This window comes from Marichromatium purpuratum 984 (assembly GCF_000224005.2).
In the GTDB taxonomy this organism is placed as follows: Bacteria; Pseudomonadota; Gammaproteobacteria; order Chromatiales; family Chromatiaceae; genus Marichromatium; species Marichromatium purpuratum.
Map to the genome: position 1 here is coordinate 1729091 of NZ_CP007031.1, position 16387 is coordinate 1745477.

The following is a 16387-nucleotide window of genomic DNA, read 5'->3' on the forward strand; positions in this document are numbered from 1 at the left end:
CGGGTCGGATCAGATCTCGCCGACCGGGCCACCGACGATCGACGGCGGAGTACTGCCCTTGGTGGCCGTGTCGTGACCGCCGCCACCTGCGGTCGGGGTGCCGTCGACATCGTCGTCGGGCTCGCGCATGGTGCGCCCCGACATGATGTCGTCGATCTGATCCTTGTCGATGGTCTCGAACTTCAACAGTGCCTCGGCCATGGCGTGGAGCTTGTCGAGGTTGTCGTCGAGGATCTGGCGCGAGCGCTGATAGTTGCGGTCGATGATCTGGCGCACCGCCTGGTCGATCGCCTGCGCCGTCTCTGGGGAGACGTGGCGCTGCTGGGTGACCGAACGTCCGAGGAAGACCTCGCTCTCGTCCTCGGCGTAGGCCAGCGGCCCCATGGCATCCGACAGGCCGAAGCGGGTGACCATGTTGCGAGCGATGTCGGTGGCGCGCTCGATGTCGTTGGAGGCGCCGGTGGTGACATGCTCGGGTCCGAAGATCATCTCCTCGGCGATCCGTCCGCCGAACAGGCTCGAGATCTGGCTCTCGAGCTGACGCTTGCTCATGCTGTAGCGGTCGCGATCGGGCAGGAACAGGGTGACGCCGAGGGCGCGTCCACGCGGGATGATGCTGACCTTGTGCACAGAGTCGTGCTCGGGCACCAGCCGGCCGATGATGGCGTGCCCGGCCTCATGATAGGCGGTGAGCTTTTTCTCCGACTCGGACATCACCATCGAGCGCCGCTCGGCACCCATCATGATCTTGTCCTTGGCCTGTTCCATGTCCTCCATGTCGACGCAGGACTTGTTACGGCGGGCGGCGAACAGTGCCGCCTCATTGACCAGGTTGGCGAGGTCGGCGCCGGAGAAGCCGGGGGTGCCGCGGGCGATGGTGCGCGCGTCGATATCGTCGGCCACCGGTACCTTGCGCAGGTGCACCTCGAGGATGGCGGCGCGACCGGAGAGGTCGGGCAGGCCGACCACGACCTGGCGATCGAAGCGCCCCGGGCGCAGCAGTGCCGGATCGAGGACGTCGGCGCGGTTGGTCGCGGCGATGACGATGATCCCCTCGGTACCTGCGAAGCCGTCCATCTCGACGAGCAACTGGTTGAGGGTCTGCTCGCGCTCGTCGTGCCCGCCGCCGAGCCCGGCGCCACGCTTGCGCCCGACGGCATCGATCTCGTCAATGAAGATGATACAGGGCGCGCTCTTCTTGGCCTGCTCGAAGAGGTCACGCACGCGTGAGGCGCCGACGCCGACGAACATCTCGACGAAGTCCGAGCCGGAGATGCTGAAGAAGGGCACCCGTGCCTCGCCGGCGATGGCGCGCGCCAGCAGCGTCTTGCCGGTGCCGGGAGGGCCGACCATGAGCACGCCACGCGGAATGCGTCCGCCGAGGTTGGAGAATTTCTGTGGGCTCTTGAGGAAGTCGACCAGTTCGCCGACCTCCTCCTTGGCTTCCTCGACCCCGGCGACATCGCGTAGCGTCACCTTCACCTCGCCCTCGGCGTGCTGGCGCGCCCGGCTCTTGCCGAAGTTGAAGATGCCACCGCCACCGACGCCACCGCCGCTGTTGCGGCGCATGAACCAGAACCAGATGCCGATCAACAGCATGAAGGGCAGCCAGGCGGCGATCACCTGCATCAGCACGCTCGGTTGTTCGGGCGGTTCGGCGCGGATGGCCACGCCCTGGTTGAGCAGATCGCCGATCAGGCCAGGGTCGTTGGGGTCATAGGTCTCGAAGCGCGAGCCGTCGGTCCGCGTACCTCGGATGGTCTGCTCCTCGATGGTCACCTCGCGCACCGCACCCTCGTGCAGTTCGCTGAGGAACTCGCTGTAGCTCAGATTGCGGGTCTCGATGCCTTCCGGCGAGGTCATGCCGTTGAGCATCATCACCAGCCACAGGGTGACCGCGATCCAGAGCAGGATGTGGAAATTTTTTGGGTTCATGCGAGCCTTTGTCCTCGTTGACCAATACAGCGTGCGCGATGCCCGGTACCGGGCCGTTGTCCGGTTAGATCGGGGCATGGAGCCGAAATCCAACGCGCCCCGGGCGCTCGGCCCGTACCGTGCTCAGAGCCTACCATAGGCGTCGAGGTTCCCGGGTGGGGATGGCCGATACGGAGGATACGAGGGTGCGTCTTGCGGTCGTGGTCTTGCTGATCTGGTGTGGTGTGGCGCTGCTCGCGCCCTGGCTGGTCGAGGCACCGAATCGGGTCGAACTCGCGGCGATGCTCGCCGGGCCGATGTCGGGGGCACCGCTCGGGACCGATGACCTGGGACGTCCGGTCCACGAGCGATTGCTGGTCGGTGCGCGGGTCTCGCTGCTGGTCGGGGTGGGGGTGGTGGCCTTCGCCGCGAGTCTCGGTACCCTGATCGGGCTCGGCGCCGGGTTGCTCGGGGGCTGGGTGGATCGCTTGGTGGTCAGGTTGATCGATCTGTTCCTCGCCTTCCCGGTAATCCTGCTGGCGATCGCCCTGGCCGGGCTGCTTGGTCCCGGACTCGACAACCTGGTGATCGCGCTGGCCGCAGTCGGCTGGGTCGGCTATGCGCGGCTGGCGCGTGCCCAGGCACTGACTCTGGTCGGGCGCGAGCACGTCCTCGCCGCGCGAGCCCTCGGCTGCGGCTCCTGGCGCATCCTCTGGCGCCATCTGCTGCCGCTGGCGCTCGCACCGCTGCTGGTCGAGGCCACCTTCGGCATCGCCGCAGCGATCGTCGCCGAGGCCGGGCTCTCCTTCCTCGGGCTCGGCATCCAGCCGCCCGATGCCTCCTGGGGTAGCATGCTGCGCGATGGTGTGTCCTATCTACTGGTCGCTCCGCATCTGGTGATCGCCCCCGGCGTGGCGCTGTTCGCCGTGACCCTCGCCGTCAACCTCGTCGGTGACTGGCTGCGCGATCGACTCGATGTGCGAACGCGCGCTCGGGATGTCACGTGAAGGATTGAACCGCACGTGACGGACTGAATCGCAAAGATACCGTCTTTCCCGTCAACCCCGACCGTGCACACCAGCCTCCCCGACTGGAGGCTGGAGGCTGGAGGCTGATGTGAACCGCAAAGCCGCGAAGAACGCGAAGGAGGAAGGGGGCTTGGCCTCCAGTGGCCAGCCATCAGTCTCTAGTGGGGCGCGCGTCGGCGTCGAGGTTTGAGGTCTAAATCATTGAACCCTTGGCGCCCTTCGCGACTTGGCGGTTCAATCTTCTGGTAGCTGGTAGCTGGTAGCTGGTAGCTGGTAGCTGGTAGCTGGTAGCTGGTAGCTGGTAGCTGGTAGCTGGTAGCTGGTAACTGGCGGCTGGTAACTGGTGGCTCCCCCACCGGTGCTGTGTTAAAAAGACGGCCATTCAGACTGGTCCGGTCAGCGCCGGATCCCGACCGCAGCCGCAGCAGGATGACCGCCCCATGTCGCTAGGCCCGATCATGCTCGACATCGCGGGCACCACGCTCACCGCCGAGGACCGCGAGCTGTTGCGCCACCCGGCCGTCGGCGGCGTGATCCTGTTCGCTCGCAACTATGCCGAGCCCGCGCAGCTCGCCGCGCTTACCGCCGAGATCCATGCCCTGCGCGAGCCGCGCCTGCTGATCGGCGTCGATCAGGAGGGCGGTCGCGTACAGCGCTTTCGCGATGGCTTCACTCGGCTGCCGGCGATGGGGCGCTTTGCCGCGCTCCATGCCCGCGATCCCGCCCGCGCCCGTGAACACTGTGACCGACTCGGCTGGCTGATGGCCGCGGAGCTGCGCGCCGTCGGCGTCGACTTCAGCTTCGCCCCGGTGCTCGATCTCGACCGTGGACTCTGCGCGGTGGTGGGGGATCGCGCCTTCGGCGCCGCGCCCGAGCAGGTCGCCGAGCTGGCGCTCGCCTGGGCCGAGGGGATGCGACGCGCGGGCATGGCTGCCGTCGGCAAGCACTTCCCCGGTCACGGTGGGGTGGCGGTCGACTCCCATCATGCGCTGCCGAGCGACCCGCGCCCCTTTGGCGAGTTGGCGATGGAGGATCTGGTGCCCTTCGAGCGGCTGATTGCGCACGGCATTGAGGCGCTGATGCCGGCACACGTCGTCTATCCGCAGGTGGCGCCCGAGCCGGCCGGTTTCTCGTCGCGCTGGCTGCGCGAGATCCTGCGTCAACGACTCGGCTTCCAGGGGCTGATCTTCAGTGATGACCTCAACATGGGTGCCGCCGCTGCCGGTGGCGATCATCTCGATCGCGCCCGTGCCGCGCACGCCGCAGGTTGTGACGTGCTGTTGATCTGCAACAATCGCCCCGCCGCGGCAGCACTCGTGGAGTGCTTCGCCGATGCCACGGATCCCGCCCTGGCGCTGCGCCTGGTGCGCATGCACGGACGTGGCGGCCATGACCGGTCGCATCTGCGCGAGTGCCCCGACTGGCAGCGCGCGGTCGACCACGCCGCCCGACTCGAGACCTACGACAGTCTCGATCTCGGGCTCGATGACCCGACAGATTCGGAGACCAATGTAGGATGAAGCTCGATCGTAGTCAGTATGAAGGGGTCGCCGCGCGCGCCGAGTGCCTGGTGTCGCACGAGGAGATGGAGACGGCGCTCGATCGCATGGCGGAGACCATCACCGAGCGTCTCGGTGACAAGGATCCGCTGATCCTCTGCGTGATGACCGGCGCGGTGATCACCGCCGGGTTGCTGCTGCCCCGGCTCGACTTCCCGCTGCGGGTGAACTACATCCACGCCAGTCGCTACCAGGGGGCGACCAGCGGTGGCGAGCTGGCCTGGCGTCATCGTCCCTCGGACGCGATCCGTGACGAGCACGTGCTGGTGGTCGACGACATCCTCGACGAGGGCATCACCCTCGATCAGGTGGTACGGGCCTGTCACGAGGACGGCGCGGCGAGCGTGCAGAGCGCGGTGCTGGTGGCCAAGCAGCGTCCGCACCAGTGTGAGGCCGATATCGTCGGCGTCGAGGTGGTCGATCGCTATCTCTACGGTTACGGGCTCGATTACAAGAACTATTTCCGCAATGCCCGTGGCATCTACGCGGTCGCCGACGAGGACATCTGAGCATGCTCCGAGCGGTCAGCGGGAATGGTCGAAAAACACAATATAATTAAGCGCTTTTTGACTATTTCCGCGATCTCGTATACATCCTCGTGGGTGGCGTGGCGGCAGCCCTTGTTCGTCGCGCCCCACCGACCGATTACTCATCGAGGATGACATGCACACGCTCGACACCTACCGCGACTCGCACGCGGAACTGCGCCAGATGATCGACGATCTGCGCGCGCTGCTCGCCCCCGAACTGCTGCGGATCCGTCCCAATGCCCGGACCGCCCATCAGCTGTTGTGCGATTTCGGCCGACGGGTGCGTGAACATCTCGCCGAGGAGGATCGCAGCCTCTACCCCGGCTTGCTGATCCACGAGGACCCGCGGGCGAAGTCGATCGCCTGGGGGTTTATCAGTGGCGAGAAGCCGCTGCGTCAGGCCTTCAGCGCCTACCACAAGCGCTGGCTGAAGGACTGCGACTTCGAGTTCTGCGAGACTTTCCTCGCGCAAACTCATGAAATCTTGGAGATGGTTTCGTCCCGGATCGATCGTGAGGAGCAGGTGTTGCTACCCAAGCTGGTCGAGGCGGGTATCCTTCAAGAAGCCACCGCCGGGCGCTGATTCCGCGCTCCGGGCAAGGTCTCGCGCACGTGGTGTCGACTGCCGATCTCCGCCCTTTGGCTTCCTGCGCGCACTTCGGTAAACTGCCGCCATTTTGAGAAGTGGCGGTGGCTGCATGACTGTTCTGGCTATCATCGGCGGTTCCGGGTTCTCCGAGCTGCCGGCGCTGCAGGCGCGTGAGGCGCGGCGCGTCGAGACCCCTTATGGCGAAACCTCGGCCCCGGTGGCCCGGGGACGGCTCGGCGAGACCGAGGTGCTGTTCCTGCCGCGCCATGGCGCCGGGCATCGACTGCCGCCGCATCGCGTCAACTATCGCGCCAATGTCTGGGCGCTGCGTGAGTGCGGCGCCGAGCGGGTGGTCGCCCTGGCCGCCGTCGGTGGTATCACCGAGCGCTATGGCCCGGCGGTGCTGGGGGTGCCGGATCAGGTCATCGACTACACCCACGGTCGCGAGCACACCTTCTTCACCGGTGACGATCACGGCGTCGATCACGTCGACATGACCGAGCCCTATTGCCCGTCGCTGCGTGGTGAGCTGCTGGGCGCCTGTGCGCGGCTCGGTCACGCGGTGGTCGACGGCGGCACCTATGCCGCCACCCAGGGGCCGCGTCTCGAGACCACCGCCGAGGTGGCGCGACTCGAGCGTGACGGTTGCGATCTGGTCGGCATGACCGGCATGCCCGAGGCGGCGCTCGCGCGCGAACTGGGGCTGTGCTACGCCACGCTCGCCTTCGTGGTCAACTGGGCCGCGGGCAAGGGTGAGGGCGAGATCACCATGGCCGAGATCGAGCGCAACCTCGAGGTCTGCTCGGGGCGCATCGTCGAGATCCTCACCGAGTTGGCCGGTCACGGCTGATTCGATCTCCGGCCCAGACCGTCGCTCGGCGGTCGCGGCGCGGTGACGTGTTTTTGTCGGAGCCCTCCCGGTGCCGTCGCGCGCCGAGGCGGTGGCGCATGTCGCGCCCCGGGGCGAGCCGCTGGCTCGTCCCGACCATCTCACCATGGAGTATTCAGATGGCCGCTGAAGAAAAGCAAGAGCAAAAGCCTAAGTCCCGTTCCGTGATTCGTTGGTTCCCGAAGTTCCTCCTGTGGGGGAGCGTGCTCGCCTTCGGCTATCTCTACTGGGATTCGCTGGAGCAGGAGGGGCGTGAACTCGCCACCGTCGATGAGGCCGCCGTGCCCGCGCCACAGCAGGCCGATTCGACCATGCCCACGACGCAATCGGAGGCGGTGCCGAGCCCGTCCTCGCCTGAGGTCGCCGCCGCCGAGCCAGTGGCAGCGGTGCCGGCCGCGTCCGAGGCCGAGCCCGCAGTCGCGCCGGTTGTCGCCGAGCCCGCAGTCGCTGCCGAGGTGGTCGAGGCCGCGTCTAGCGCCTCCGCGCCCGAGACCGCCGAGGCTGCGGCGCAGCCGGCGCCCTCGCCGGTCGCAGCCCTGGCCCCGGTCGTGCCGCACGATCCGTTCGCGGCGCATCAGGCACGCCTGGCCGCGCATCATGCTGCCATGCAGCGTCTGGCGCAGGAGCGCATGGAGCAGCACTGGGCGCAGCGTCCGGTGGCCTGGCCGCATCCGCCGATGCCCTATGCGCCGCCGCTGATGCCGCCCTTCGGTTATGCAGCGCCGGTGGCCGTGGGCGAGGCGCGCTAGCCGTCTCCGAGGCGCCGTCGACGAGCCTCTCTCGCGGCGGCGCCAGTGCTTCGTCGTGCCGGCTGTCGGGCGCGCCGAGGCCGGATGCGCTCCTTGCTTAACTCAATAAGTTACTATAAACTTTCAGCGCTTAAGGAAGTGGCGGATCTGGTAACCATTGCACTGGCCACCCATCAAACCCCGTCTACGGGGTTTTTTTATCGCTCGCGAATTGGTGGCCAGCCCGTGCGATGGGCGCTTTGGTCACCGCTAAGAGGTTGGGCCACTGGCCCAATTTTTGTTTCTGAAGGGCGGATTATGCAGCCGGCAGACAGCACATTGACGCGCCTTGCGCGTCGCGTCGTCGAACCCATGGGTTACGAACTCGTCGGGGTCGAGTTCTTCCAGCACGGAACGAACGCGACTCTGCGGGTCTACATCGATCACCCCAACGGGATCACGCTCGACGATTGCACCAGCGTGAGCCATCAGCTCAGCGGCGTGCTGGATGTCGAGGATCCCTTGCCCGGTCACTACGACCTCGAGATCTCCTCCCCAGGTGTCGAGCGGCCGCTGGTGTTCCCCGAGCACTATGCGCGCTTCGTCGGCGAGCGGGTGAAGATGCGTCTGGCCGAGAAGGTCCAGGGACGGCGCAGGCTGCAGGGCGTGCTGGTCGGTAGCGACGATGCGCAGGTCTCGGTCGAGGTCGATGGCGAGGTCTGGCAGATTCCCTATGGTGTGATCGAATCGTCGCGCCTGGTGGTCGATTGGTGAGCATGGCGCCGTCGTGGCCGTCGGGCGTACTCTCAACGCGCCGCGGCCCGACGGGTATGGGGTGCAAGTTCTGAGTTCGGATTAGGTTGAATGAGCAAAGAGATCCTACTGGTCGTTGAGGCCGTTTCCAACGAAAAGGACGTCCCCGCAGGTGTCATCTTCGAGGCCATCGAGGCTGCGCTGGCGTCTGCAACGCGCAAGAAGCACGGCGGCGAGATCGATGTGCGTGTCGCCATCGATCGCAAGACCGGCGACTACTGCACCTTCCGCCGCTGGGAGATCGTCCCCGATCCCGAGGATGGCATGCTCGAGGCCCCGGCGCGCCAGATCACCGCGTCGGCCGCGGCCGTGCTCGAGCCTGAACTCGATCTCGGCGACTTCATCGAGGAGGAGATCGAGTCCGAGCTGTTCGGACGGATCGCCGCCCAGACCGCCAAGCAGGTCATCGTGCAGAAGGTGCGCGAGGCCGAGCGGGCGAAGATCGTCGACGCCTTCATCGATCGCAAGGGACAGCTCGTCACCGGCATCGTCAAGAAGGCCGATCGTGGCACCATCCTGCTCGATCTCGGCAACAACGCCGAGGCGCTGGTGCCGCGCGATCAGGTGATCCCGCGCGAGTCGGTGCGCCCCGGTGATCGGCTGCGGGGCTATCTCTATGACGTGCGCTCCGAGCCCAAGGGGCCGCAGCTGTTCGTCAGCCGTACCGCGCCCGAGCTGTTGATCGAGCTGTTCAAGCTCGAAGTCCCCGAGGTCGGCGAGGGTTTGATCCAGATCATGGGGGCGGCGCGCGATCCCGGCTCGCGCGCCAAGATTGCCGTGCGTACCGCCGATCCACGGATCGATCCGGTCGGTGCCTGCGTCGGGATGCGCGGATCGCGTGTCCAGGCCGTGTCCGATGAACTCAACGGGGAGCGCGTCGATATCATCCTCTGGGACGAGAACCCCGCGCAGTTCGTCATCAATGCCATGTCTCCGGCCGATGTCGTCTCGATCGTCATCGACGAGGACGCTCGCAGCATGGATGTCGCAGTCAAGGAGGAGAACCTGGCCCAGGCGATCGGCCGTTTCGGACAGAACGTCCGACTGGCCACGCAGCTCAGCGGCTGGGAACTCAACGTCATGAACGAAGCGGATGCCGCAGCCAAGAGCGAACAAGAGGCCAACCGCTCGGTGCAGTCCTTCATGGATCAATTGGGCATCGATGAGCAGTTGGCCGCGGTGCTGGTGGAGGAAGGTTTCACCAGTGTCGAAGAGGTCGCTTACGTGCCTCTCGCCGAGATGCAGGCCATCGAGGACTTCGACGACGAGACGGTCGAGCTGCTGCGCGAGCGCGCCAACGATCTGTTGCTGACACGCGCCATCGCCTCCGAAGAGGAAGAGGCCCCGGCGGACGATCTGCTCGAGATGGAGGGTGTGGACGAGGCCTTGGCCGACGCACTCGCCGCGCGGGGGGTTTCCTCGCGTGAGGATCTCGCCGAGCAGTCGATCGACGAACTCATGGAAATCGAGGGCATGGACGAAGAGCGGGCTGCGCGCTTGATCATGAAGGCACGCGAACCCTGGTTTGTGCAAGCCGCAGAGGAATAGAGGTTTATAGGTCAGTCCATGAGTGAAGTTACCGTCAAACAACTCGCCTCCACGGTCGGAATCCCGGTCGAGCGTCTTCTCACCCAGCTGAACGAGGCGGGGATCAGTGCCGATGGCGCCGATTCCACCTTGACCGAGCAGGAAAAGAAGCAGCTGCTCGGCTATCTGCGGCGCAGTCACGGCAAGGAGGAGGGCGATAGCGCCGACTCCAGCGAGGTCTCGGTCAAGCGCAAGTCGGTCAGCGAGCTGCGTCAGCCCGCCGCTGCCGCCGGCGCCCGCGCCGGCGCGCGTCCCGCGCCCACGGTGCGCGGCAAGACCGTCAACGTCGAGGTGCGGCGCAAGCGCACCTACAAGCGCACCGAGCCCGGTGCCGGCGGCACCGGGCGTCGTTCCGGCCCGGATCGTCGTGGTCGCGGCAACGATCGCAAGTCGACCTCCACGCTGCTTGACGACAGCCGTCGTCGCGCCGAACTCGAGGCGATGCGCGCCGAACAGGAAGCGCGTCGTCTCGCCGAGCAAGAAGAGCAGGAGCGTCGTCAGCGCGAGGAAGACGCCAAGCGTCGCGAGGAAGAGGCCAAGCGTCGCGCCGAAGCCGAGGCCGAGGCCGAGCGTCTTCGCGCCGAGGAGGCCAAGCGCGCCGCCGAGGCGCCGCCCGTCGTCGAAAAGCCCGTTGCTGCCGAGAAGGCCGCCGAGCCGGATGCCAGCGCCGACAAGAAGCGCGCCCCCGGTGCGGGTCGTCGTGTCGCCGCCGAGCCCGTCAAGGGCAAGAAGACCGTCAAGAAGGGCGCCGAGAGCCGCGATGATCGCGATGACCGTGGCGCCAAGAAGGGCGCGCGCAAGGACACGCGTGGTGGTGGTCGTCGGGGTGTCGATGACGACAGCGCCGGCCGTCTGCGTCGGCGTCGCAAGGCCGGCAAGATCCAGGTCAGCGACAAGCACGCCTTCCAGAAGCCGACCGCACCGGTGGTACGCGAGGTCGAGATCCCGGAGACCATCCCGGTCGGCGAGTTGGCCAATCGCATGTCGGTGAAGTCCTCGCAGGTGATCAAGGAGCTGTTCAAGCAGGGCATGATGGTCACCATCAACCAGAGCCTCGATCGCGACACCGCCGCGATCCTGGTCGAGGAAATGGGCCACAAGCCGGTGTTCGCCGACGAGCGCGATGCCGAGGACGTGCTGCTCGACGAGTTCGAGGAGCGGGTCGAGCAGGTCGAGCAGGTCACCCGTCCGCCGGTGGTGACCATCATGGGTCACGTCGACCACGGCAAGACCTCGCTGCTCGACTACATCCGCCGCACCCGGGTCGCCTCCGGTGAAGCCGGTGGCATCACCCAGCACATCGGCGCCTATCACGTCGATACCCCGAAGGGTACGATCTCCTTCCTCGACACCCCCGGCCATGCCGCCTTCTCGGCGATGCGCGCCCGTGGTGCCCAGGTCACCGATATCGTCATCCTGGTGGTCGCGGCCGACGACGGCGTGATGCCGCAGACGATCGAGGCGATCCAGCACGCCCGTGCCGCCGAGGTGCCGCTGATCGTCGCGGTCAACAAGATCGACAAGCCCGAGGCCAACCCGGACCGGGTGATGCAGGAACTCACCCAGCACGAGGTGGTGGCCGAGGAGTGGGGTGGCGACACCATGTTGGTGCGCGTCTCGGCCAAGGCCGGTGACGGTATCGACGAGCTGCTCGACGCCATCCTGCTGCAGGCCGAGGTGCTCGAACTCAAGGCCCCGGCCGAGGGTCCGGCGCGTGGCGCCATTGTCGAGTCGAGTCTCGACAAGGGACGTGGTCCGGTGGCGACCGTGCTGGTCCAGGCCGGCACCCTGAGCCGTGGCGACATCATCGTCAGTGGTGGTGAGTACGGTCGTGTTCGTGCGATGTTCGACGAGACCGGCAAGCCGGTCGACTCGGCCGGCCCCTCGATCCCGGTGCAGGTGCTGGGTCTCTCCGGTACGCCCAACGCCGGTGACGACGTGATCACCGTCAGCGATGAGCGACGTGCCCGCGAGGTCGCCGAGTTCCGCTCCGAGCGGCAGCGTCAGAACCGCTTCGAGGAGCAGCGTGGGGCGAGCCTCGATCAGCTCTTCAACCAGCTCAAGGACGGCGAGCAGAAGAGCGTCAACCTGATCGTCAAGGCCGACGTGCAGGGCAGTCTCGAGGCGCTCAAGGAGAGCCTGGTCAAGCTGACCAACGACGAGGTGAAGGTCGCAGTGGTTGCCTCCGGCGTCGGCGGTATCACCGAGTCGGACGCCAACCTCGCCTTCACCTCCAACGCCATCCTGCTCGGCTTCAATGTTCGTGCCGATGCCGCCGCGCGTCGCGTGGTGGAGGAGAAGGGGCTCGACCTGCGCTATTACAGCATCATCTACGAGCTGATCGACGACGTGAAACAGGCCATCTCCGGTCTGCTCAGCCCGATCGTCACCGAGGAGATCATCGGTCTCGCCCAGGTGCGTGATGTCTTCCGCTCGTCGAAGTTCGGCGCGGTTGCCGGCTGCATGGTCACCGAGGGTACGATCAAGCGCAACAACCCGATCCGCGTGCTGCGCGACAACGTGGTGGTCTATGAGGGTGCGCTGGAGTCGCTGCGTCGCTTCAAGGACGACGTCCCCGAGGTCAAGGCCGGCACCGAGTGCGGTATCGGCGTGAAGAACTACAACGACGTCCAGGAAGGTGACCAGATCGAGGTGTTCGAACGCACCGAACGGGCGCGTCAACTTTGATCAGCCACGGTTACAACCCAGCATGAAGGAATTCGACCGCACCGAGCGGGTCGGCGCCGAGCTGCAGCGTACGCTGTCGGTGCTGCTCCGCGACGAGGTGAAGGATCCGCGTCTGACCAGCATCACCATTCAGGAGGTGCGGGTCACGCGCGACCTGGCGCATGCCAAGGTCTACTTCACCTGCTTCCCGGACGACGTCGACCACGCCGTCCAGGAGCGACTGCTCAACGGTCGGCTCGCCGGGTACCTGCGCCGCGCACTGGCGCAGCGTGTCCGCCTGCGGGCCATCCCTCAACTGCATTTTGTGTTCGATGCCTCGATCGAGCGCGGGGCCCGGCTCTCCGCGCTGATCGATCAAGCCGTCGGTGCGACCGACCGGAACGACTCACAAGACACCGACGTGGAGCGTGACTAACGATGGCAGCGCGCCGTAGACCGGGACGCAAGATCACCGGCATCCTGCTGCTCGACAAGCCCTGTGGGCTGAGCTCGAACGACGCGCTGCAGCGCGTCAAGCGGTTCTATCAGGCGAAGAAGGCCGGTCACACCGGCAGCCTGGATCCCCTGGCCACCGGGCTGTTGCCCTGCTGCCTGGGCGACTCGACCAAGTTCTCCACCTATCTGCTCGATGCCGATAAGCGCTATCGGGTGCGGGTGCGCCTAGGGGTGACCACCACCACGGCGGATGCCGAGGGCGAGGTGCTCGAGACCCGTCCGGTCGAGGGTGTCGACGAGGCGCGGGTGCGCGAGGTGATCGCCGGTTTCATCGGCACCATCTCGCAGCTGCCGCCGATGTACTCGGCGGTCAAGCACCAGGGACAGCGTCTCTACAAGCTCGCCCGTCAGGGAGTCGAGGTCGAACGCACCCCGCGCGAGATCGAGATCTTCGCGCTCGACCTGATCAGCTGTGAGCTACCCGAGATCGAACTCGACGTGCACTGCTCCAAGGGGACCTATGTCCGCACCCTGGCCGAAGACATCGGTCGTGAGCTTGGTTGTGGTGCCCATGTCAGTGCGTTGCGTCGCACCGGGGTCGGTCCCTATCGCGAGGGCGAGACCGACTTCATCACCCTCGATCAGGTCGAGGCGATGGCCGGGGCCGAGGAGGGCGCGCTGGCTCAGCTCGACGCCCAGCTGCTCGGGCTCGACACCGCGCTCGGTCACTGGCCGGCGGTGCGACTGTCGGCTGACGCGGCCTTCTATCTGCGTCAGGGCCAGGCGGTGTTGGTACCGCAGGCGCCGACCGAGGGTCTGGTGCGACTCTATGATCCCTCCGAGCAGTTCCTCGGCGTCGGCTGCATCCTCGACGACGGCAAGGTCCAGCCGAAGCGATTGATTTGACGTTTCCAGTCCTTCGCGCCGTTGCGGGGCGGAGGACATCATCGCGGGCCCGTCCCGCGCATACCACGACAGGTCGGATTCCCTGAGGTCATTGTCGGAGGATCCATCCGGCGGCGCCGGATCTGTGCCTGTTCTATCGTCACCCTCATCCAGGAGACACCCAATGACCATGACCGCGGAAGACAAGAAGAAGATCGTTGAAGAGTACCGTCGTGGCGAGAGCGACACCGGTTCCCCCGAGGTGCAGGTCGCGCTGCTCACCGCACGCATCCTGCAGCTCACCGATCACTTCAAGGAACACAAGCATGACCATCACTCGCGCCGCGGCCTGGTGCGCATGGTCAACTCCCGGCGTAAACTGCTCGACTATCTCAAGCGCAAGGATCTCGATCGCTACCGCGACCTGATCGCGCGCCTGGGGCTGCGTCGCTGACGCGTACTCGAAGGCTCGAGGACCGGACCGCGATCGCGGTTCCGGTCTGGCCGTCGGCGCTGTGTCTCATATCTCCGGCGTCAGCGTCGACAACCACCCTGCCAACCCGGCGAGCATCGGCGCCACGCGGTCAGCAGGGGTCCACGGCCCGAAGCTTCGACGGACCATACACCCCGAGGATTTACCTGTGATTCCCACCCCTATCGTTAAACAGTTCCAATTCGGAAATCAGACCGTCAGGCTCGAGACCGGCGAGATCGCGCGCCAGGCCGATGGCGCAGTCCTGGTGAACATGGAAGACACCGTGGTCCTGGTGACCGTGGTCGTGGACAAGCGCGCCGGTGTCGAGCGCGACTTCTTCCCGCTCACCGTCGACTACCAGGAGAAGACCTACGCCGCTGGCCGCATCCCCGGTGGCTTCTTCCGTCGCGAGGGTCGCCCGAGCGAGGCCGAGATCCTCACCGCCCGTCTGATCGACCGCCCGCTGCGGCCGCTGTTTGCCGATGGATTCAAGCGTGAGGTGCAGATCATCGCGACGGTCAAGTCGCTCAACCCCGCGGTCAATCCCGAGGTGCCGGCGCTGATCGGTGCTTCTGCGGCGGTGGCCCTGGCCGGTCTGCCCTTCAACGGCCCGATCGGTGCTGCCCGGGTCGGCTACAAGGACGGTGAATACATCCTCAACCCCCCGGTGGTCGGTCTCGGACCGGACTCCGACCTCGACCTGGTGGTCGCCGGCACCGAGCAGGCGGTGCTGATGGTCGAGTCCGAGGCCCGTGGTCTCTCCGAAGAGGTGATGCTCGGTGCCGTGCTGTTCGGTCACGAGCAGCTGCAGGTGGTCATCGAAGCGATCCGTGAGCTTGTCGCCGAGGCCGGCAAGCCGCCCTTCGAGTGGAGCGCCCCGGAGCGCGACACCGCGCTCGCCGCCGCCGTCGCCGAGGCCTGTGGCGCGCGCATCGCCGAGGCCTATCGCATCCACGACAAGAAGGCGCGTTACACCGCGCTCGACACCATCCGTGCCGAGACCCTGGCCACGCTTTGCGAGGGCGAGGACGCGGCCTGGAGCGAGCAGCAGGTGATGGGTGAGATCGAGGGCCTGGAGAAGCGTACCGTGCGTTCGGCGGTGATCGCCGGCGAGCCGCGTATCGACGGTCGCGACAATGCCACCGTGCGCCCGATCACCATCCGTACCGGCGTGCTGCCGCGCACCCACGGCTCGGCCCTGTTCACTCGTGGCGAGACCCAGGCGATGGTGGTCACCACCCTGGGCACCGAGCGTGACTCGCAGATCATCGACGCACTCGATGGCGAGCGGCGCGAGCACTTCATGCTCCACTACAACTTCCCGCCCTTCTGCGTCGGTGAGTCGGGTCGCGTCGGCAGCCCCAAGCGCCGCGAGATCGGTCACGGCCGTCTGGCCAAGCGCGGCGTGCTGGCGGTGATGCCGAGCATTGAGGAGTTCCCCTACTCGGTGCGCGTGGTCTCCGAGATCACCGAGTCGAACGGTTCGAGTTCGATGGCCAGCGTTTGCGGCACCAGCCTCGCGCTGATGGATGCCGGCGTGCCGATCAAGTCCCCGGTAGCCGGTGTCGCCATGGGCCTGATCAAGGAAGATGATCAGTTCGCGGTACTCACCGACATCATGGGCGACGAGGACCACCTCGGCGACATGGACTTCAAGGTGGCCGGTACCATCGAGGGCGTCAATGCCCTGCAGATGGACATCAAGATCGAGGGCATCACCAAGGAGATCATGGAGATCGCCCTGGAGCAGGCCAAGGCCGGGCGTCTGCACATCCTCGAGGAGATGAACAAGGTGCTGTCGACGCCGCGCGAGGAGATGTCCGAGCACGCGCCGCGCATCATCGAGTTCAAGATCCACCCCGAGAAGATCCGCGACGTCATCGGCAAGGGCGGTTCGGTGATCCGCTCGATCACCGAGGAGACCGGCGCCACCATCGACATCAACGACGAAGGCGTGGTGAAGATCTTCTCGGTGGCCAAGTCCGCCGGTGAGGAGGCGAAGAAGCGCATCCGTCTGATTACCGCCGATGTCGAGGTCGGCAAGGTCTACGAGGGCAAGGTCGCACGGCTGATGGACTTCGGTGCCTTCGTCACCATCCTGCCCGGTCGCGACGGTCTGGTGCACATCTCGCAGATCTGCGAGGAGCGGGTGCAGAGCGTCAGCGACAAGCTCTCCGAGGGCGACGTGGTGCGCGTCAAGGTGCTCGAGGTCGACAAGCAGGGTCGGATCCGTCTGAGCATGAAGGCGGTCGAGCTCGGCGAGTGAT

14 protein-coding genes are annotated in these 16387 nt (G+C 66.2%); 13 read left to right on the top strand and 1 reads right to left on the bottom strand.

All coding sequences use genetic code 11. From position 1 onward, the window contains the following. Positions 1 to 9 precede the first annotated feature (9 nt). On the bottom strand, positions 10 to 1935 hold the full coding sequence (gene ftsH / locus MARPU_RS07825) for an ATP-dependent zinc metalloprotease FtsH (protein WP_005223848.1): 1926 nt from the start codon (positions 1933 to 1935) through the stop codon (positions 10 to 12). Between the two features lie 185 nt (positions 1936 to 2120). Between ftsH and MARPU_RS07830 the strand changes: the two genes are divergently transcribed. The 13 genes from MARPU_RS07830 (at position 2121) to pnp (ending at position 16386) form a co-directional block, all read left to right on the top strand. Then, positions 2121 to 2921: an ABC transporter permease gene (locus tag MARPU_RS07830; RefSeq protein WP_005223849.1), complete on the top strand. Its 801-nt coding sequence runs from the start codon at positions 2121 to 2123 to the stop codon at positions 2919 to 2921. 461 nt (positions 2922 to 3382) lie between these two features. After that, entirely contained in the window at positions 3383 to 4462 is a 1080-nt protein-coding gene (gene nagZ / locus MARPU_RS07835) for a beta-N-acetylhexosaminidase (RefSeq protein ID WP_005223850.1), read from the top strand. Then, complete coding sequence (locus tag MARPU_RS07840) at positions 4459 to 5010, top strand: hypoxanthine-guanine phosphoribosyltransferase (protein WP_005223851.1); 552 nt, start codon at positions 4459 to 4461, stop codon at positions 5008 to 5010. The genes nagZ and MARPU_RS07840 overlap by 4 nt, the downstream gene beginning before the upstream one ends. 154 nt (positions 5011 to 5164) lie before the next feature. Further along, the gene (locus MARPU_RS07845) at positions 5165 to 5614 is read left to right on the top strand and encodes a hemerythrin domain-containing protein (RefSeq protein ID WP_005223852.1); all 450 of its coding nucleotides are present in this window, start codon (positions 5165 to 5167) and stop codon (positions 5612 to 5614) included. Positions 5615 to 5729: 115 nt separating this feature from the next. Continuing rightward, positions 5730 to 6470 (top strand): S-methyl-5'-thioinosine phosphorylase, encoded by a 741-nt coding sequence (locus tag MARPU_RS07850; protein WP_005223853.1) that lies wholly within the window; start codon positions 5730 to 5732, stop codon positions 6468 to 6470. Positions 6471 to 6673: 203 nt separating this feature from the next. Continuing rightward, positions 6674 to 7258, top strand: coding sequence for a hypothetical protein (locus MARPU_RS07855; RefSeq protein ID WP_156929246.1), 585 nt, complete (start codon positions 6674 to 6676; stop codon positions 7256 to 7258). A gap of 297 nt (positions 7259 to 7555) precedes the next feature. Further along, complete coding sequence (gene rimP, locus MARPU_RS07860) at positions 7556 to 8011, top strand: ribosome maturation factor RimP (protein ID WP_005223855.1); 456 nt, start codon at positions 7556 to 7558, stop codon at positions 8009 to 8011. Positions 8012 to 8101: 90 nt separating this feature from the next. Next, positions 8102 to 9598 (top strand): transcription termination factor NusA, encoded by a 1497-nt coding sequence (gene nusA, locus MARPU_RS07865; RefSeq protein ID WP_005223856.1) that lies wholly within the window; start codon positions 8102 to 8104, stop codon positions 9596 to 9598. A gap of 18 nt (positions 9599 to 9616) precedes the next feature. Then, positions 9617 to 12325, top strand: coding sequence for a translation initiation factor IF-2 (gene infB / locus MARPU_RS07870; RefSeq protein WP_005223857.1), 2709 nt, complete (start codon positions 9617 to 9619; stop codon positions 12323 to 12325). A gap of 22 nt (positions 12326 to 12347) precedes the next feature. After that, on the top strand, positions 12348 to 12740 hold the full coding sequence (rbfA, locus tag MARPU_RS07875) for a 30S ribosome-binding factor RbfA (RefSeq protein WP_005223858.1): 393 nt from the start codon (positions 12348 to 12350) through the stop codon (positions 12738 to 12740). 2 nt (positions 12741 to 12742) lie between these two features. Beyond that, positions 12743 to 13666 (top strand): tRNA pseudouridine(55) synthase TruB, encoded by a 924-nt coding sequence (gene truB, locus MARPU_RS07880; RefSeq protein ID WP_005223859.1) that lies wholly within the window; start codon positions 12743 to 12745, stop codon positions 13664 to 13666. 163 nt (positions 13667 to 13829) lie between these two features. Continuing rightward, on the top strand, positions 13830 to 14099 hold the full coding sequence (gene rpsO / locus MARPU_RS07885) for a 30S ribosomal protein S15 (protein ID WP_005223860.1): 270 nt from the start codon (positions 13830 to 13832) through the stop codon (positions 14097 to 14099). Between the two features lie 187 nt (positions 14100 to 14286). Then, a complete protein-coding gene (gene pnp, locus MARPU_RS07890) occupies positions 14287 to 16386 on the top strand; it encodes a polyribonucleotide nucleotidyltransferase (RefSeq protein ID WP_005223861.1) in 2100 nt (699 codons plus the stop codon). Position 16387 lies beyond the last annotated feature (1 nt).